This is a genomic window from Caballeronia humi, assembly GCF_001544475.1.
In the GTDB taxonomy this organism is placed as follows: domain Bacteria; phylum Pseudomonadota; class Gammaproteobacteria; order Burkholderiales; family Burkholderiaceae; genus Caballeronia; species Caballeronia humi.
Map to the genome: position 1 here is coordinate 39,194 of NZ_FCNW02000013.1, position 18,356 is coordinate 57,549.

Below are 18,356 nucleotides of genomic sequence, written 5' to 3' on the forward strand. Positions count from 1 at the left end.
CCTTTTCAGGGCGCGAAGGGTGGGATCGGGGTCGAAATTCGGCAGGCCGCATCACTTCCGCGGCAGTGACCGGCTGGACGATTGGCGGCATTTTCGGACACCGCCCCTTGGCCAGAGGGCTAGCGGGCAAAAGGTGGGGACGGGGTGAAGGTCGGAAAACCGGCTTTTGCCGTAGAATGTGCGACTTGTTCCCAAAATTCGATTCCACACCAACGATTCATGGCGAAAACCGCAATAGAGGAAACCGCCGCCAGCGCGCCGGACGCCGATAGCTCAACGCTTCCGGAAAATTACGAAGCGGCGCTGACCGAACTCGAAGGACTCGTCTCGCGTATGGAAGGCGGGGCGCTGAGTCTTGAGGAGTCGCTTGCGGCGTATCGCCGCGGCGCCGCACTCGTGGGCTTTTGCCAGCAGCAGCTCGAGAAGGTCGAGCAACAGGTTCGCGTGCTCGATGGCGAGACGTTGAAGGCCCTGCCCGTCGATGCGGTACGCGCGGCCCAAGGCAACGGGGACGATCTATGACATTCGAAAAATGGATGCGCGAAAGTCTCGACCGCGTCGAGACGGCACTGGAACATTTTCTGCCGGGCACCGACATCGCCCCGGCGAAGCTCCATGACGCAATGCGTTACGCGGCGCTCGGCGGCGGCAAGCGGGTTCGCCCGCTTCTGTGCCACGCCGCAGGCGAGCTGACGGGCGCGAGCGCGCACGCGGTCGAGACGGCGAGCGCCGCGCTCGAAATGATCCACGTGTATTCGCTCGTGCATGACGACATGCCCGCAATGGACGACGACGCTTTGCGTCGCGGAAAGCCCACGGTACACGTCCAATATGACGAAGCGACGGCACTGCTCGTCGGCGATGCGCTGCAATCGCAGGCGTTCATCGCGCTGACGACCGCCGGCAATGGTCTGAACGATGCCCAGCAGGCCGCGCTTGTGCGCGAACTGGCGCTGGCGAGCGGTTCGATCGGCATGGCGGGCGGGCAGGCGATCGACCTCGAAAGCGTCGGGCGCAAGCTGTCGCGGCCGGAACTCGAAACGATGCATCGGAAGAAAACGGGCGCGTTGCTGCGCGCGTCGGTACGCATGGGCGCGCTTGCCGGCGCCACGCCCGACGCGGCAGCGCTCAAGGCGCTCGACGATTATTCGGCCGCTGTAGGCCTTGCATTCCAGGTGGTGGACGACATCCTCGACGTCATCGCCGACTCCGCTACCCTCGGCAAAACCGCGGGCAAGGACGCGAAGGACGATAAACCCACCTACGTTTCCATCATCGGACTCGACGCCTCGCGCGAACTCGCCGCGCAACTGAGCCGCGACGCGCACGCCGCGCTCGAACCGTTCGGCGCGCGCGCCCAGCGCCTGGCCGAGCTTGCCGACCTGGTCGTGAACCGGGTGCATTGAACGTTGAATGCGTGATCCCGCGCGTGAGTGCAAAATGCGCGCCACGGAACCACGCCAGTTTTCCTAAAATGGGACGACGATGTACGACTTGCTGAAAACCATCGACGATCCGGCCGCCCTGCGCGCCCTCGATCGCCGCCAACTGCAACCGCTTGCCGACGAACTGCGGGCCTACGTGCTCGACAGCGTGTCGCAAACGGGCGGTCATCTGTCGTCAAATCTCGGCACGGTCGAGCTGACGATCGCGCTGCATTATGTATTCGACACCCCCGGTGACCGCATCGTCTGGGACGTCGGTCATCAGACGTATCCGCACAAGATTCTGACCGGCCGCCGTGACCAGATGCCCACGCTGCGCCAGCTCGGCGGCATTTCGGGCTTCCCGCGCCGCAGCGAGTCCGAATACGACACCTTCGGCACCGCGCATTCGAGCACGTCGATTTCGGCGGCGCTCGGCATGGCGATCGCGAGCAAGCTGCAGGGCGAGAACCGCTTCTCGATCGCCGTGATCGGCGACGGCGCGATGACCGCCGGCATGGCCTTCGAGGCGATGAACAACGCGGGCGTCGAGGACGACGTGCCGCTGCTCGTGATCCTGAACGACAACGACATGTCGATTTCGCCGCCGGTCGGCGCGCTGAATCGCCATCTCGCGCGGTTGATGTCGGGACGTTTCTACGCCGCCGCGCGCGCGGGCGTCGAGCGCGTGCTGCGCGTCGCGCCGCCTATGCTCGATCTCGCCCGCAAGCTCGAGGAGCATGCAAAGGGCATGATCGTGCCGGCCACGCTCTTTGAGGAATTCGGCTTCAACTACATCGGCCCGATCGACGGCCACGACCTTGATTCGCTGATCCCGACGCTGCAGAACATCAAAGAACTGCGCGGCCCGCAATTCCTGCACGTCGTGACGAAAAAGGGACAGGGCTATAAGCTCGCCGAGGCCGATCCGGTGCTGTACCACGGACCGGGCAAGTTCAATCCGGCCGAAGGCATCAAGCCGTCGACGGCGCCTTCGAAGAAAACCTACACGCAGGTGTTCGGCGAGTGGCTGTGCGACGCCGCCGCGCAGGATTCGCGCGTCGTCGGCATAACGCCGGCCATGCGCGAGGGCTCCGGCATGGTGGAGTTCGAAAAGCGCTTCCCGGACCGCTATTTCGACGTCGGCATCGCCGAGCAGCATGCGGTGACCTTCGCGGGCGGCTTGGCGGCCGACGGCATGAAGCCGGTCGTCGCGATCTATTCGACGTTCCTGCAACGCGCCTACGATCAGTTGATCCACGACGTCGCGCTGCAAAACCTGCCGGTAGTCTTTGCGATCGACCGCGCGGGTCTCGTCGGCGCGGACGGCGCGACGCACGCGGGTAATTACGACCTCGCCTTCCTGCGCTGCATCCCGAACATGACGGTGATGGCCGCATCCGACGAAAACGAATGCCGTCAGATGCTCTACACCGCGCTCCAGCAGCCAAATCCGACCGCCGTGCGTTATCCGCGCGGCGCCGGCACGGGTGTCGCGACGGTCAAGCAGATGACCGCGATCCCGCTCGGCAAGGGCGAAATTCGTCGCGAATCGTCGCAAAAGCTGGGCTCTGGCCAGCGCATCGCGATCCTTGCGTTCGGCACGATGGTCGCGCCGTCGCTCGCGGCTGGCGAGCAACTGGACGCTACCGTCGCCAACATGCGCTTCGTTAAGCCGATTGACGTCGACTTGTTGCGCGAACTCGCCGCGACGCACGACGTGCTCGTGACGGTCGAAGAGGGCGCGATCATGGGCGGCGCGGGTTCAGCGTGCGTCGAGGCGCTGCTCGCGCAGCAGGTCGTCAAACCGGTGTTGCAGCTTGGCCTGCCCGATGTCTTTATCGACCACGGCGATCCGGTGAAGCTGCTGGCGAGCGTCGGGCTGGACGGCGCGGGTATCGCCAAGTCGATTCGCGAGCGGTTTCTGAACGTCGCCGCCGTCGAGACGGCGCCGGGCAAGCTGACCAAGCGCGTCGCATAACTGCAACACGATGTGAAAGGCGCGTCCGGGGAACGCGCGCCTCGCTCGTCACATCGAATACGACAGTCACTACAAAGCGACTCCGCCCCGCGAAGTCCGCCTTACCGATTTCACGCCGTGCGTCGCCCCGGACTCAAGCGCGCGGCGGATCAGGACATAAGAACATGAATCAGATGAATCCCGCCTTCGTGATGCCCGACGTGCAAAGCACGCCCGACACCCGCCAGATTCCGATCCAGCGCGTCGGCGTGAAAGGCGTGCGCTATCCGCTGACCGTGCGCGCGCAAAGCGGCGAGTTGCAGCCGAGCGTCGGCGTGTGGAATCTCGACGTTCACCTGCCTGCTGAGCAGAAGGGCACGCATATGTCACGGTTTGTCGCGCTGCTCGACGAACATCGCGCGCCGCTCGATCAGACCGCGTTCCGCGCGATGCTTGCTTCGATGCTGGCGAAACTCGAAGTGCAGGCGGGACGTATCGAAGTGTCGTTTCCGTATTTCGTGATGAAGACGGCGCCGGTGTCGGGCGTCGAGAGCCTGATGGACTACGAGGTCACGCTGACGGGCGAATTGCGCGACGGCGAGACGCGTATGTCGCTGAAAGTGCTCGTTCCGGTAACGAGTCTGTGCCCGTGCTCGAAGAAGATTTCGCAGTACGGTGCGCACAACCAGCGCTCCCACGTGACGATTTCCGCTGAACTCGCCAGCGATATGCCGGTGGAGGATTTGATCCGGATCGCGGAGGAAGAGGCGTCGTGCGAGTTGTGGGGCATGCTCAAGCGGCCCGACGAGAAGTTCGTCACCGAGCGTGCATATGAGAATCCGAAGTTCGTCGAGGATCTCGTGCGCGATGTCGCGACGCGGCTGAACGAAGACGCGCGGATCGTCGCTTATGTGCTGGAAGCCGAGAATTTCGAGTCGATTCACAATCACAGCGCGTATGCGGTGATTGAGCGGGACAGGCGCGGCTGAAATCCCTCGCTTTGACGCAGAAAGAAAAGCCGGTCGCGAGACCGGCTTTTTCGCTTACGCCGCGATCCTGTCAAGCGCCGATGGCCCGCCGCGCACCGCGTCGAGCAAAATCGATGCGAGCCGTTCGATCGGCGCGGGCGCCGTCGGCGAGGCGCGTTCGAGCGTCAGCGGGATCATCGGCAGCGAGGGGAGGCCGGACTCCTGCGAATCGAGGGCGCGCACGGTCGACGGCAAACCGTAACGCGTGCGCACCGTCACCCCGAGCCCCGCGGCCGCCGCGGCCCACAATCCGGCGAGACTCGGACTCGTGAACGCCACGCGCCATTCGATCCCCGCGCGATCGAGCGCAGCCGTCGCGGCGCTGAAAAAGAGACACTGCCGGTCGAACGCGACGAGCGGCAGCGGCTCGGCCGCTTCGCGCGAAAACGGCACCGCTGACGATCCGATCCAGCACATCGGCGGCACCGCGATCGGGTCCGTCGAACCGCCCCAGACCAGCGCGAGATCGAGCTGATTCGTCTCGATGCGCTCCATCAACTCCGCATTGCGCGCGACCCGCGCCTCGATGCGCACCTTCGGATGCGCCCGCGCGAAGCGTCCGAGCACCTCCGGCAGCACGACCTCGCCGAAATCCTCCTGCAAACCGAGCCGTATCCAGCCTTCCAGATCGACGCCGCGCATCGCGACGGCGGCCTCGTCGTTCAGCTCGACGAGCCGCCGCGCGTACCGCAGCATGATCTCGCCGGCTTCAGTCAGCGCGAGGCCGCGTCCCGACTTGCGAAACAACGCCGTGCCCGCCTGCTCCTCCAGTTTGCGGATCTGTGCGCTCACCGCCGAGGTCGATCGTCCGACGCGATCCGCCGCCTTCGCGAAACTTCCCAAATCCATCCCCGCGACGAAACTGCGCAACACCGCGAGATCGAATGACACCTGGCTCATGACAATCATCCTGTTTTATCGAACCATCGTTATCAAACTTTCCGATATTCAGGACGATCGTAACGCGCGACACTGCTCCGGTCAATTTCAGGAGAGCAGGATCATGGTGACATCGCTGACATGGCAGTCGAACGCGCGCGATGAAGGGCATCGGTGGAAAGTGCTGGCGGTGGGCGTCGCGTCCAATGCGAGTTTCTCGGCAGCGGCGGCCGGCATCCCGACGACCGCCGTCTGGTTGCGCTCGGGCTATCACCTCGGCAACGCGGAACTTGGCCTCGTGCTCGGGGCGATGGGGCTGGGCGTGGCGCTGTCGGAATTGCCGTGGGGCATGCTCACCGACCGTTGGGGCGACCGCCCCGTGTTGCTCACTGGCCTCGCGGCCACCGCCGCCGCGCTTTTTGCGATGGCGTTGTTTCTCGCGCCATCGGCGGGGGACGCGGTGCCCGCGCTCGGCTGGCTCGTCGCCGCGATGTGCGTGACGGGGTTGGTCGGCGGGAGTGTCAACGGGTCGAGCGGGCGCGCGGTGATGGCGTGGTTCCGCGAAGGCGAGCGCGGCCTCGCGATGAGCATCCGGCAGACGGCCGTGCCGCTCGGCGGCGGGCTCGGCGCGCTCTTGCTGCCGTGGCTCGCGGCATCATTCGGATTCGCGGCCGTGTACGGCGTGCTCGCGGCGATGTGCGCGGTGTCGGCGGGGTTCGCGTGGCGCTGGCTGCACGAGCCGCCTTATTCACAGGCCGCGTCGGGCGCCAGAAAAGGCGGCGAACCTCTAAGCGACACGCGGATCTGGCGCGTCGTGCTCGGCATCGGCATCCTGTGCTCGCCGCAGATGGCCGTGCTGACCTTCGCGACCGTTTTCCTTCACGACGCCGCGCACCTCGGCATCGCGGCGATCAGCGGGACGATGGCCGCCGTCCAGATCGGCGCGATGGCGATGCGCGTCTGGAGCGGGCGTTTCACCGACCGTCGCGGGAACCGGCGCGCGTATCTGCGCGGCTCGACGATCGTCGCCGCCGCTTCGTTCATCGTGCTGGCGCTCGCGTTTGCGTTCGGACACGCGTCGGGCGCGCTGTTGATGGCGCTCGTCGCGTTCGCCGGGATTTGCGTGTCCGCGTGGCATGGCGTCGCGTACACCGAACTCGCGACGCTCGCCGGCACCGAACGCGCCGGCACCGCGCTCGGCATGGCGAACACGGCGGTCTACTTCGGACTGTTCCTCACGCCCATCGCGATTCCGCATCTGCTCGCCGTGGGCTCGTGGGGCACGGTGTGGTTCGTCGCAGGCGCCGTCGCGCTCGCCGCATTGCCATTGTTTCCGAGGCCCGCGCGACCTTAAACTGGCTGTCCCAAAATAAAAAGCGGAGCCATGCCGTGATCCTGATCGGCCAATACGATTCACCGTTCGTGCGGCGCGTCGCCATCGCATTGACGCTTTACGGGATGCCTTTCGAGCACAAGCCGTGGTCCGTCTTCGGCGATGCCGACAAGGTCGCGCCGTTCAATCCGCTCGTCCGCGTGCCGACGCTCGTCCTCGATTCCGGCGAGGTGCTGATCGAAAGCGCGATGATCCTCGATTATCTCGACGAAGAAGCGGGCGAAGCCAAGCGGATGATGGCGGCATCAGGCCCGGCGCGGCGTCAGGCGCAGAAGATTTGCGCGCTTGCGACGGGTCTCGGCGACAAGGCCGTCGCGCTCGTTTACGAGCGCGTGCTGCACAAGGAAAAGTCGGAAGTGTGGATGAAACGTTGCACGGGGCAAGTGGAGCGCGTGCTCGGCGTGCTCGAAGCCGACCGTGCCCCGCGCGCGACGCCCTACTGGTTCGGCGATGCGATCGGTCATGCGGATATCGCGGTGGCTTGCGCGCTGCGTTTCGCCCGCGAGGCGCATCCGGCGCTCTTCACGCCGACCCGCTGGCCGACGCTGATCGCCCATGCGGACAATTGCGAAGCGCTGCCCGCGTTCAAGGCGATCCTCCAGCCGTTCAATCCGCCGAGTTAGGCGGTCGCGAGCGAGGTGAGGTCCCAGCGCGGCTTGACGGTGAACGCGTAGTCGCGCACGGCCTGCTCGGGCCAGCGCGTGAGACGCAGAGCGCCGGCGAGCGCGATCATCGCGCCGTTGTCGGTGCAGAGCGACAGGTCGGGATAGTGGACATCGAAGCGACGCTTTTTCGCCGCCGCCGAGAGCGCCTCGCGCAACTGCCGGTTCGCGCCCACGCCGCCCGCGACGACAAGGCGGTTGAGCCCAGTGCGCTTCAACGCCGCGAGCGATTTTGCGACCAGCACGTCGACGGCGGCATCGACGAAACCGCGCGCCAGATCCGCTTTCGCCTGCTCGCAGACATTCGCGCCCAGCTTGCGGCTCTGCGTGAGGACGGCGGTTTTCAGCCCGCTGAAGCTGAAATCGAGGTCGCCGGAATGCAGCATCGGGCGCGGCAGCGTGACGGCGCCCGGCGTGCCGAATTCCGCCATCCGCGAGACTTCCGGGCCGCCAGGGTACCCTAGGCCGAGCAGCTTGGCGGTTTTGTCGAAGGCTTCGCCAGCGGCGTCGTCGAGCGTCTCGCCAAGCGTTTCGTACACGCCGACGTCGGTCACGCGCATCAGTTGCGTGTGCCCGCCCGACACCAGCAGCGCGACGAACGGAAACGGCGGCGGCTCATCCACCAGAAGCGGCGAGAGCAGATGCCCTTCGAGATGGTGAATGCCGACAGTCGGTTTGTCCCACGCCATCGCGAGCGAATTCGCGATGCTCGCGCCCACCAGCAGCGCGCCCGCGAGGCCCGGGCCCTGCGTGAACGCGATGGCGTCGATGTCGCCGCGCGCCGTGCCCGCTTCGGCCATTACCTGTTCGAGCAGCGGCAGCGCCCGCCGGATGTGATCGCGCGACGCGAGTTCGGGCACTACGCCGCCATATTCGCGATGCATCGCGATCTGCGAGTGCAGCGCGTGCGAAAGCAGGCCGCGCTCGGTGTCGTAGAGCGCGAGGCCGGTTTCGTCGCAGGAGCTTTCGATGCCGAGAACTAGCATGGGATTGGGCGTCAGGGGAACGTCAAAGTATAGCAGCGGGGCCTTTTGCGGGTTTCCAGTCAAGGGCTTGGCGAGGGCGCCCCGGTTACAATGCGCGCCATGAAATCCTTCGATATCGCCGTCATCGGCGCCGGCGCGGCGGGCATGATGAGCGCCGCGGTCGCAGCACAGAGCGGCCGCCGCGTCGTGCTGATCGACCACGCCGAGCGTCTCGCCGAAAAAATCCGCATCTCGGGCGGCGGACGCTGCAACTTCACGAACATCAACGCGGGACCGGCGAACTTTCTGTCGGCGAATCCGCATTTCTGCCGCTCGGCGCTCGCGCGCTATACGCCGCGCGATTTTCTGGCGCTGCTCAAGAGGCATCGCGTCAGTTGGCACGAGAAGCACAAGGGCCAGCTTTTTTGCGACGACTCCAGCGAATCGGTCATCGACGTCCTGAAAAGCGAGTGCGAAGCCGGCCAGGTGGCGTGGCGCCGTCCGGTGACGGTCGATGCGATCCGCCGCGACGGCGAGCGTTTCGCGCTGGACACGACCGCTGGCACGATCGACGCCGCAGCACTGATTATCGCGACCGGCGGCCTGTCGATCCCGAAGATCGGCGCGACGGATTTCGGCTATCGCGTCGCGAAGCAGTTCGGCCACAAGCTCATCGACACCCGTCCGGCACTCGTGCCGCTTACCTTCGCCGCCGACGACTGGGCGCCGTTCGCGGCGTTGTCGGGCCTGTCGGTGGAAGTGGAGTTGAGCACCGGGAAGGGCAAGACGCGCGGTGAGTTCTCGGAGGACTTGTTGCTCACCCATCGCGGTTTGTCCGGTCCGGGCGTGCTGCAGATTTCGAGTTACTGGAATCCGTCCGCGCCGATTCACATCGATTTGCTGCCCGGCCTCGATCCGACTGAAACGCTGCTCGTTGCAAAGGCTGGATCGAAGAAGCAGATCGGCACGTTTCTCTCCGAGCACGTGCCGGCGCGCCTCGCGCACACGTGGCTCGAAGCGCAGCGCGTGTCCGCCGACGCTCGCCTCGCCGATCTCCCCGACCGCACGCTCAAGGCGATCGGTGAATCGCTGTCGCGCTGGACGCTCACACCGAACGGCACCGAAGGCTATCGCAAGGCCGAAGTGACACGCGGCGGCGTCGATACACGCGAGCTTTCATCGGCGACGATGATGAGCGCGCGCGTGCCCGGCCTCTACTTCATCGGCGAGGCGGTAGACGTTACCGGCTGGCTCGGCGGCTACAACTTCCAGTGGGCGTGGGCATCGGGCGTTGCGGCGGGACAAGCCTCTGCCGAATTCGCCCGCGAACAGGCGTTGCGGGACTCCGCATAGAGTCGCGCTACAAGCCTTGCGGCGCGGCGCTTGCAGGGTTTGCCGCTATCTCGAAACGGCACTATCGAACTGCTATACTCGATTGAACCATCGGGTCGATCGGCGTGGGCTGAATACGTAGCGTAAAAATGCCCGAGCGCGAGCATCACGAGACGCGAAGTGAACAGCCACATTGAAACGCGACGAGCAAGCTCCATTTGTTTCGCACCAGCCGGCCTGTTCGCCACTCCACGGTCCCGCTTGAGGAAGCATCCCAAGCGGGTTTTTGCTTTATTTCGCGTGGTTTTTGCGCGTTTGATGCGAAAGCCGCCGGCCCAATCTCTTCAAAATTGCAATTGCACGGGTAAATGATGAGCCTCAAGGACCAGATCAGCGACGACATGAAAAACGCGATGCGCGCGCGGGAAACCGAGCGCCTCGGCACGATTCGTCTGTTGCTCGCCGCGATCAAGCAGCGTGAAGTCGACGAACGCGTCACGCTGGACGACGCCGCCGTGACCGCCGTCATCGACAAGATGATCAAGCAGCGCAAGGACTCGATCAGCCAGTTCCAGGCCGCCGGTCGCGACGATCTGGTCGCGAAGGAAAGCGCCGAACTGACCGTGCTCGCCGCGTACATGCCGGAGCAACTCTCGACCGAAGCAATCGCGGCGGAAGTCGCGGCCGCCGTCGCCGCGACGGGTGCGGCTGGCCCGCAGGACATGGGCAAGGTGATGGGCGTGCTCAAGCCCAAGCTCGCGGGCAAGGCCGACATGACGGCCGTCTCGGCGCAGGTGAAAGCGGCGCTGACGAAGTAAGCGCGTCTCCACGTGATTCCGCACGCTTTCCTGCAGGACCTGCTTAACCGCGTCGATATCGTCGACGTGGTGGGCCGCTTCGTCCAGTTGAAGAAGGGCGGCGCGAACTTCATGGGGCTCTGCCCGTTCCACAACGAGAAAAGCCCGTCGTTCACGGTCAGCCCGACCAAGCAGTTCTATCACTGCTTCGGCTGCGGCGCGCACGGCACGGCGATCAGCTTTCTCATGGAACACACCGGGCTCACGTTCCCGGAAGCCGTCAAGGAACTCGCGCAATCGTGCGGACTGACCGTGCCGCAGGAACCGTCTTCGTTCAGGGGCAGCGGCGGCGAAGGCAACGCGCCGGGGCCGAGCAAGGCTGTAAGCGTTGCGCTGACCGAAGTCATGCAGACCGCCTGCGATTTTTACCGCAAGCAGTTGCGCGGCGCGCCGAACGCGATCGCATACCTTAAAAAACGCGGGCTGACGGGCGAAGTCGCCGCGCGCTTCGGTCTCGGCTACGCACCCGACGGCTGGCAGAACCTCGAAACCGCGTTCCCCGACTACCGCAACGACAACCTGGTCGAAGCGGGACTCGTGATCGTCAGCGAGAAGAACGACGCCCAGGGCCAATCCCGCCGATACGACCGTTTCCGCGAACGCGTGATGTTCCCGATCCGCAACGTGAAGGGGAACGTGATCGGCTTTGGCGGGCGCATTCTCGACAGCGGCGAGCCCAAGTATTTGAATTCGCCCGAGACGCCGCTATTTAGCAAGGGCAGTGAGCTTTACGGCCTGTTCGAGGCGCGTCTCGCGATTCGCGAACTGGGCTATGTGCTGGTCGTCGAAGGGTATATGGATGTCGTGGCGCTTGCGCAACTCGGGTTTGCGAACGCCGTCGCGACGCTCGGCACGGCGTGCACGCCGGTCCACGTCCAGAAGCTGTTCCGGCAGACCGAGACGGTCGTCTTCAGCTTCGACGGCGATTCGGCCGGACGGCGCGCCGCCCGCCGCGCACTGGAGGCGTGCCTGCCGCACGCCGCCGACAATCGCACGATCCGCTTCCTGTTCCTGCCGAAGGAGCACGATCCGGATAGCTACGTGCGCGAGTTTGGCGCGGACGGTTTCGGCGAGCAGGTCGACCGGGCGATGCCGCTGTCGCAGTTTCTGCTCAACGAAGTGCTGAACGACAAGGAACTGGACCAGCCGGAAGGCCGCGCGAAAGCGCTGTTCGACGCGAAGCCGCTTCTGCAGGCGCTGCCGGCGAACGCGCTGCGGGTGCAGATATTGCACATGCTGGCAGACCGGCTCTCGACGCCATTTGCGGAAATTGCCGCGCTCTGCGACATCGATTCGCGCGCGGCGGCGGTCGCGCGCCGCGCTGTGCCGAAGAGCGAGCGGCGGCGCGTGACGGGCCAGGAGCAGCGGGCGCTGCGCAATCTGGTGATGTATCCGAGCATCGCCAAAGCGCTCGACCAGGAGAGCGAGCAGACGCTTGTGCTGATGACGGAGCACGGCGAATTGTTCGGCGAAGTGATCGGCCATGCGCGCGAACTCGGGGCGGACGCGGAGTTTCCGGTGCTCAAGGATCTCCTGCAAAACGGTCCGAATGCGCCGACGTACGAAGATATCTTTCAGGAAATTCTCGCCTATGATGAAAATGGACGAGATTTGATGATCGATCCGGCGGACGAAAGCGCGACAGAAAGGGTCCAGGAACAGAAGAAACTGCTCGCCGAAGAGCTGCAGGCGACGGTTATCAAGCTGCGCCACGACAGCTATCGCGCGCGACTGGACCAACTGGCGCGGCAGGCGACGCTATCGGCGGAGGAAGTTGCCGAGTTCAGCGAGCTCTCGGTGAAGGCTGCGCAGATCAAGGCGGCGCGGGTTGTGAGCCGGGAGAGCTAGACCCGCGGTGCTATAATTTCAGGTTTTCAGCAAGTTGTTTTTTTGAGTTTGTTTTCCTTGTACGGCGCCCGCATATCAGCTTGAAGATGTGTTAAGGGCACAGGCGAAAAAGGCAAATGGCAAAGACTACGAGCGGGAAGAAAGTGACAGGACGCGGCGGCTCGACGGGGCCGGATCGGGCAGTAGTCCCCACGGGGGTTCCTGGTGCGTCAACTTCCTCCTCCGGTGAATCGAAGGCCGGTGCCGAACCGCGCGACGAGGCGTGTTCGAGGAAGAGGGCGCTGGCTGAATCGGCTGGGAAGAAGGCGTCGGCTACGTCGGTGAAGGCCGTGCGTGCGCCGGAGGACCCCGATCGGGCGGATCCGATCGCAGACGAACAGACGGGCAGAAGGGAAACGGCTGCTATTGAGGGACGGAGCGAGGGTCGAAGTCATCGCGAGCGCGATGGCCCGCGGCACGACCCCGGGCAGGGCGCGCGGGACGAAGCAGCGCGCGCACATTCAGATTCCACGGTTCCATCGGCTGCCGTCCAGCAGCCGCGGGTCGAGACTAAAGCCGGCACGGCGAATTCCATGACGAAAAAGCTGAACGAAACACCCGTCGAAGACGACGCAACGCAAAACGCAGAGCCCGCCGTCGCCGCTCCTGCGGTCAAGGTTGAAAAGGTGAAGGCACGCGATCGCCGCGCGAAGGAAAAAGCGCTGCTGAAAGACGCGTTCGCCTCCGCCGCGCCCGGCACGATGGAAGAGCTCGAGGAACGACGCTCGAAACTGCGCGCGCTGATCAAGCTCGGCAAGGAGCGCGGTTACCTGACGTACGCGGAAATCAACGATCACCTGCCTGATAACTTCACGGAAACGGAAGCGATCGAAGGGATCATCAGCACGTTCAACGACATGGGCGTCGCCGTCTACGAGCAGGCGCCCGATGCCGAGACGCTGCTCCTGAACGACAACGCGCCGGCTGCCTCCACCGACGACGAAGTCGAGGAAGAAGCGGAAGTCGCGCTCTCTACTGTCGATTCCGAATTCGGCCGTACAACCGATCCCGTGCGCATGTACATGCGCGAGATGGGCACGGTCGAACTGCTGACGCGCGAAGGCGAAATCGAGATCGCGAAGCGGATCGAAGACGGCCTGAAGCACATGGTCATGGCGATCTCCGCCTGCCCGACCACTATCGCCGACATCCTGGCGATGGCCGAGCGCGTGCAGAACGAAGAGACGCGCGTGGACGAACTCGTCGACGGCCTGATCGATCCGAACGCCGCCGACGCCGACGGTTTCTCCGAGCAGGAAGCGGAGGCGATCGAAAGCGAGGACGAGGAAGAGGCCACCGAGGAAGAGAGCGACGACGAGGAAGAAGAGGACGAAAGCACCGCGCAGGCGAATGCGAACGCCGCTCAACTCGAAGCGCTCAAGCGCGCGTCGCTGGAGAAGTTTTCCCTGATCAGCGAATGGTTCGACAAGATGCGCCGCGCCTACGAGAAGGAAGGCTACAAGTCGAAGGCGTATTTGAAGGCGCAGGAAGCCATCCAGACCGAACTGATGTCGATCCGCTTTACCGCGCGTACCGTCGAGCGTCTGTGCGACACGCTGCGCGCGCAGGTCGATGAAGTGCGTCAGGTCGAACGGCAGATTCTGCATACTGTCGTGGACAAGTGCGGCATGCCGCGCGCCGAATTCATCGCCCGCTTCCCGGGCAATGAGACGGACCTCGAATGGTCGGAGAAGGTCGTGACGGAAGGGCACGGCTATAGCGCGATCCTCGAACGCAATATTCCGGCGATCCGAGAACAGCAGCAGCGTCTGCTCGACTTGCAGGCGCGTGTCGTGTTGCCTCTGAAGGACCTGAAGGAAACCAACCGCCAGATGGCGGCGGGCGAACTGAAGGCGCGTCAGGCGAAGCGTGAGATGACCGAGGCCAACCTGCGTCTCGTGATTTCGATTGCGAAGAAATACACGAACCGCGGTTTGCAGTTCCTCGACCTCATTCAGGAAGGCAACATCGGCTTGATGAAGGCGGTGGACAAGTTCGAATATCGTCGCGGTTACAAGTTTTCGACGTACGCGACGTGGTGGATTCGTCAGGCGATTACGCGGTCGATCGCGGATCAGGCGCGCACCATCCGGATTCCGGTTCACATGATCGAAACGATCAACAAGATGAACCGTATCTCGCGGCAGATTTTGCAGGAAACCGGTCTCGAGCCGGACCCGGCGACGCTTGCCGAGAAGATGGAGATGCCGGAAGACAAGATCCGCAAGATCATGAAGATCGCGAAGGAGCCGATCTCGATGGAAACGCCCATCGGCGACGACGACGATTCGCATCTCGGCGATTTCATCGAGGACACGAACACGGTCGCTCCGGCCGATGCCGCCTTGCACGCCAGCATGCGCGACGTCGTGAAGGACGTGCTCGATTCGTTGACGCCGCGCGAGGCGAAGGTGCTGCGCATGCGTTTCGGCATCGAAATGAGCACGGACCATACGCTCGAGGAAGTCGGCAAGCAGTTCGACGTGACGCGCGAGCGGATTCGTCAGATCGAGGCGAAGGCGCTGCGCAAGCTCCGTCATCCGAGCCGGTCGGACAAGCTCAAGTCGTTCCTCGAAGGGAACTGAAAGCCCCTTGTTTTGTGAGGCGTTGTGAGGCAAACTCGCAACCCTCGCAGAGCGGGCGCATTGTTCCGACGTATGAAAGAGCGCCACCCGGCGCTTTCTTTTTGCCTTTTTCCCTCAAAAGGGCCGGAAGCTTAATTGGTATAAGCTGTCGACTCATAATCGACCGATAGTGGGTTCGAGTCCCACCCGGCCCACCAGTCTCGTCCCTGTGCCCCCGGCGCTTCGCCGCCGCTGTGCCCCTCTCGCTCAACAAGCGCACACTAGAATTCATGTCAGCGAATCGGGTCTTTATCGCCGAAGCATAAGTCAGACTGAATGAATCAGATAAGAATGTTTTGCTATCGTTTATGAGTCATCTGGTCCAGCATGAATGGATCTACGAGTGCAAAAGGAGTGAGACAAATGGAAAACACAGCAGACTTGAAGCGCTACGAACTGTTGATCGGCGGGGAATCCGTGCCGCCGAGCGGCGGTGACTATTCGATCAATCTCGATCCCGCGACCGAGCGGCCAATCGCGCGCGTCGCGCAAGGCACCGCCGCCGACGTCGATCGGGCCGTGCTCGCCGCGCGCGCCGCGCTCAAGCCGTGGAACGCGATCCGCGCCAGCGAGCGCGGCCGCATCCTGATGCGCTTCGCCGAATTGCTGCGTCAGAACCAGGAGGAAATCGCCGCCGTCGAGAGCCTCGATTGCGGCAAGCCGATCGCGGGCGTGCAGCGCCAGGACGTGCCCGCCGCCATCGATACCCTCGCCTATTACGCCGGCTGGTGCGACAAGATCAACGGCCAGGTCGTGCCGGCGCGCCCCGACGCGTTGACGTACACGGTGCGCGAGCCGGTTGGCGTGGTCGCGGCGATCGTGCCGTGGAATTTCCCGCTGATGATCGGCATGTGGAAGATCGCGCCGGCCCTCGCCTGCGGCTGCACGCTGATCGTGAAACCGGCCGAAATCACGCCGCTCTCGGCGCTGATGATCGGCAAGCTCGCGCTCGAAGCGGGCGTCCTGCCGGGCGTGCTGAATATCGTCACCGGCAAGGGATCGGTGGTCGGCGATGCGCTCGTCGCGCATCCGGGCGTCGACAAGGTCACGTTCACCGGGTCGCCGTCGGTGGGGCGCGGCATTCTGCAGGGTGCCGCAAGCAACTTCAAGCGCGTGACGCTGGAACTCGGCGGCAAGTCGGCGAACGTGATTTTCGCCGATGCCAACCTCGACGCCGCCACCCGCGCCGCCGCCTCCGGCATCTTTTTCAACGCCGGGCAGGTGTGCTCGGCGGGCTCGCGCGTGCTGGTGCAGCGCGCGGTGTACGACGACGTCGTCGAAATGCTGGCGCAGCGCGCGAAGTCGATCAAGCTCGGCGATCCGTCGCAGCGCGAGACCAACATGGGCCCGCTGATTTCATCGAAGCAGATGAAGACCGTGCTCGAATACGTCGATATCGGCAAGGGCGAGGGTGCGTCGCTCGTGACGGGCGGACGGCGCACCGGCGAGCGCGGCTATTTCGTCGAGCCGACGGTGTTCGCGAACGTCGCGCACGAAATGCGCATCTCGCAGGAGGAAATCTTCGGCCCGGTGGTAAGCGTGATTCCTTTCGACGATGAAGCCGACGCCCTGCGCATCGCCAATGGCACGGCCTACAGCCTTGCGGCGGGCGTGTGGAGCGCGGATATCGGCCGGGTGCACCGGATGGCGGCGGAGCTGAAGGCGGGCACCGTCTGGGTCAATACCTACGGCTACACGGACGTGCGGCTGCCGTGGGGCGGCTCAGGCGACTCGGGCTTCGGGCGCGAACATGGCGATGTCGCCATCGAAAACTTTACCGAGCCGAAGGCGATCTGGGTGTCGCTTACGCCTTGAACCTAAACAAAGAGCGGCCCGCGGGCCGCTCAAAATCGCAAAAAAGCCGTTCGAACGTGAACGGCTTTTTTGATTAAATCCCGATCAAACGCTTCAGGCGTGCGCAACCGATTGCTCGTTGCGCGAGCGCCAGAGCCGCGCGCGGCGAGCGCTGTCGTCGTTCTTGACGGTGTTCGCCCGGCACGCTTCCAGCACGGCGTTCTTCCGATCCACGATCGCCTGGCACAGGAAATCCGCGCTGTAGGCCGTCAACAAATGCGGGCAGTGCGACTCGATGTACTGCGCAATCCGGACGTAGTCGCTATCGGCGGCGGCGAGGGCGCGATAGGTGTCGGCGTCCCAGCGGAACATCAGGTCGAGTTCTTCGAAGGCGTTGTTGTACGCGCAAATTTGCGCCTGGATTTCGCGGTCGTCGCTGTGAGTGGCGTGGATCATGGTCGTCTCCTGTTCCTGTTTGGCCGTGAGGGGTTACATGCAGGATAAGAACTTCGATCCATATACGACAGTTAAACTTTTTCCGAATAACGATAAGTAAAACTTTATGAATTGGGTCTACCGGTTTCTGCACCGATATGGGTGATTGCCTCGATCTGCGCCGCGCCTTCCTCGATCAGGAATTCCTTGAACGCCAGCGCGACCGGCGGCAGGCGCTTGTTGTTCCGGTGCACGACGAACCAGTTGAGCATCACGGGAAAGCCCGCGACATCGAGCACGGCGAGCTTGCCCACCTGCAGTTCCATGCTGATCGTGTGCGCCGAGAGAAAGCTGATGCCCATGCCGGCGATCACGGCCTGCTTGATCGTCTCGGTGCTGGTGATCTCCATCGCGATGTTCAGGTTCGGCAAACGCCCGGCGAAGCCTTCCTCCATTGAATTCCACGTATCCGATCCCTTCTCGCGGACGATAAAAGGCTCCTCGGCGAGCGCCTCAAGCGGAATATCGGTCTTGCCGACGAGCGGGTGATCCGGCGGCGCGACGATCACGTACGGATGCGGTGCGAACGACACGTTCGCGGTGTCCATGTCCTTCGGCGGACGGACCATGACCGCGAGATCGGTCAGGTTGTCGGTGAGCTGATGCAGGAGCTCCTCGCGATTGTGCACTGCGAGATTCAGGCGCACATCGGTGTTGCGCTTCGTAAAGGCGGCGAGCAGACGCGGGAAGAAATAATCGCCGGCGCTGATCACCGCGACGTTCAGCGTGCCGCCGGAAATGCCTTTCAGCCGCGCCATCGCGTCGTCAGCTTCGCGGAACTGTTCGAGAATGGCTCGGCTGTAATGAAGCATTTCATTGCCAGCGGGCGTGAGATAGATCTTTTTGCCAAGCTGCTCGAAAAGCGGCAGCCCCGCGTGCTCCTCCAGTTGCTTGACCTGGGTCGAAACGGCAGGCTGCGTAAGGTAAAGCTCCTCAGCCGCCCGCGAAAAACTCAGGCGGCGCGCGACGGTTTCGAAGATCTTCAACTGTCGCAGCGTGGCATTGCGCATCACGGCGGAGCCCTCCATCCATACACGATGGCTAACTTATACAATA

The 18,356-nt window shown here is 63.9% G+C and carries 15 protein-coding genes and 1 tRNA gene; 12 read left to right on the forward strand and 4 right to left on the reverse strand.

Going from position 1 to position 18,356, the window contains the following annotated elements; translation table 11 throughout:
* Positions 1-219: 219 nt before the first annotated feature.
* The 4 genes from AWB65_RS14605 (at position 220) to folE2 (ending at position 4,373) form a co-directional block, all read left to right on the forward strand.
* Positions 220-522 (forward strand): exodeoxyribonuclease VII small subunit, encoded by a 303-nt coding sequence (locus AWB65_RS14605; RefSeq protein ID WP_087667837.1) that lies wholly within the window; start codon positions 220-222, stop codon positions 520-522.
* Positions 519-1,406: a polyprenyl synthetase family protein gene (locus AWB65_RS14610; protein WP_087667838.1), complete on the forward strand. Its 888-nt coding sequence runs from the start codon at positions 519-521 to the stop codon at positions 1,404-1,406. The genes AWB65_RS14605 and AWB65_RS14610 overlap by 4 nt, the downstream gene beginning before the upstream one ends.
* A gap of 79 nt (positions 1,407-1,485) precedes the next feature.
* A complete protein-coding gene (gene dxs, locus AWB65_RS14615; protein ID WP_087667839.1) occupies positions 1,486-3,405 on the forward strand; it encodes a 1-deoxy-D-xylulose-5-phosphate synthase in 1,920 nt (639 codons plus the stop codon).
* Between the two features lie 164 nt (positions 3,406-3,569).
* On the forward strand, positions 3,570-4,373 hold the full coding sequence (gene folE2, locus AWB65_RS14620) for a GTP cyclohydrolase FolE2 (RefSeq protein WP_087667840.1): 804 nt from the start codon (positions 3,570-3,572) through the stop codon (positions 4,371-4,373).
* A 54-nt stretch (positions 4,374-4,427) separates the two neighbouring features.
* Here folE2 and AWB65_RS14625 read toward each other — a convergent pair whose 3' ends face one another.
* Positions 4,428-5,312 carry a LysR substrate-binding domain-containing protein gene (locus tag AWB65_RS14625; RefSeq protein WP_087667923.1) on the reverse strand — a complete coding sequence of 295 codons (885 nt, stop codon included), beginning with the start codon at positions 5,310-5,312 and terminating at the stop codon, positions 4,428-4,430.
* Between the two features lie 103 nt (positions 5,313-5,415).
* Between AWB65_RS14625 and AWB65_RS14630 the strand changes: the two genes are divergently transcribed.
* Both AWB65_RS14630 and AWB65_RS14635 read left to right on the forward strand, forming a co-directional pair.
* On the forward strand, positions 5,416-6,645 hold the full coding sequence (locus AWB65_RS14630) for an MFS transporter (RefSeq protein WP_087667841.1): 1,230 nt from the start codon (positions 5,416-5,418) through the stop codon (positions 6,643-6,645).
* 35 nt (positions 6,646-6,680) lie between these two features.
* Positions 6,681-7,307, forward strand: coding sequence for a glutathione S-transferase family protein (locus tag AWB65_RS14635; RefSeq protein ID WP_087667842.1), 627 nt, complete (start codon positions 6,681-6,683; stop codon positions 7,305-7,307).
* On the opposite strand, the gene tsaD is transcribed toward AWB65_RS14635, so the two are convergent.
* Positions 7,304-8,332, reverse strand: a complete 1,029-nt coding sequence (gene tsaD / locus AWB65_RS14640; RefSeq protein WP_087667843.1) for a tRNA (adenosine(37)-N6)-threonylcarbamoyltransferase complex transferase subunit TsaD — start codon at positions 8,330-8,332, stop codon at positions 7,304-7,306. The genes AWB65_RS14635 and tsaD overlap by 4 nt on opposite strands.
* Before the next feature lie 99 nt (positions 8,333-8,431).
* Here tsaD and AWB65_RS14645 point away from each other — a divergent pair, with 99 nt between their 5' ends.
* The 6 genes from AWB65_RS14645 to AWB65_RS14670 all read left to right on the forward strand — a co-directional run bounded on the left by AWB65_RS14645 (position 8,432) and on the right by AWB65_RS14670 (position 16,826).
* On the forward strand, positions 8,432-9,664 hold the full coding sequence (locus AWB65_RS14645) for a BaiN/RdsA family NAD(P)/FAD-dependent oxidoreductase (protein WP_087667924.1): 1,233 nt from the start codon (positions 8,432-8,434) through the stop codon (positions 9,662-9,664).
* 350 nt (positions 9,665-10,014) lie between these two features.
* The gene (locus AWB65_RS14650) at positions 10,015-10,461 is read left to right on the forward strand and encodes a GatB/YqeY domain-containing protein (protein WP_087667925.1); all 447 of its coding nucleotides are present in this window, start codon (positions 10,015-10,017) and stop codon (positions 10,459-10,461) included.
* Between the two features lie 12 nt (positions 10,462-10,473).
* A complete protein-coding gene (gene dnaG / locus AWB65_RS14655) occupies positions 10,474-12,348 on the forward strand; it encodes a DNA primase (protein WP_087667844.1) in 1,875 nt (624 codons plus the stop codon).
* Positions 12,349-12,464: 116 nt separating this feature from the next.
* Entirely contained in the window at positions 12,465-14,972 is a 2,508-nt protein-coding gene (gene rpoD / locus AWB65_RS14660) for an RNA polymerase sigma factor RpoD (RefSeq protein WP_087667845.1), read from the forward strand.
* Positions 14,973-15,092: 120 nt separating this feature from the next.
* Positions 15,093-15,169 (forward strand) — tRNA-Ile (locus AWB65_RS14665).
* 205 nt (positions 15,170-15,374) lie between these two features.
* Positions 15,375-16,826 (forward strand): aldehyde dehydrogenase family protein, encoded by a 1,452-nt coding sequence (locus AWB65_RS14670; RefSeq protein WP_087667846.1) that lies wholly within the window; start codon positions 15,375-15,377, stop codon positions 16,824-16,826.
* A gap of 93 nt (positions 16,827-16,919) precedes the next feature.
* On the opposite strand, the gene AWB65_RS14675 is transcribed toward AWB65_RS14670, so the two are convergent.
* On the reverse strand, positions 16,920-17,261 hold the full coding sequence (locus AWB65_RS14675) for a hypothetical protein (protein WP_087667847.1): 342 nt from the start codon (positions 17,259-17,261) through the stop codon (positions 16,920-16,922).
* A gap of 104 nt (positions 17,262-17,365) precedes the next feature.
* A complete protein-coding gene (locus AWB65_RS14680) occupies positions 17,366-18,310 on the reverse strand; it encodes a LysR family transcriptional regulator (RefSeq protein WP_087667848.1) in 945 nt (314 codons plus the stop codon).
* Between the last annotated feature and the right edge of the window lie 46 nt (positions 18,311-18,356).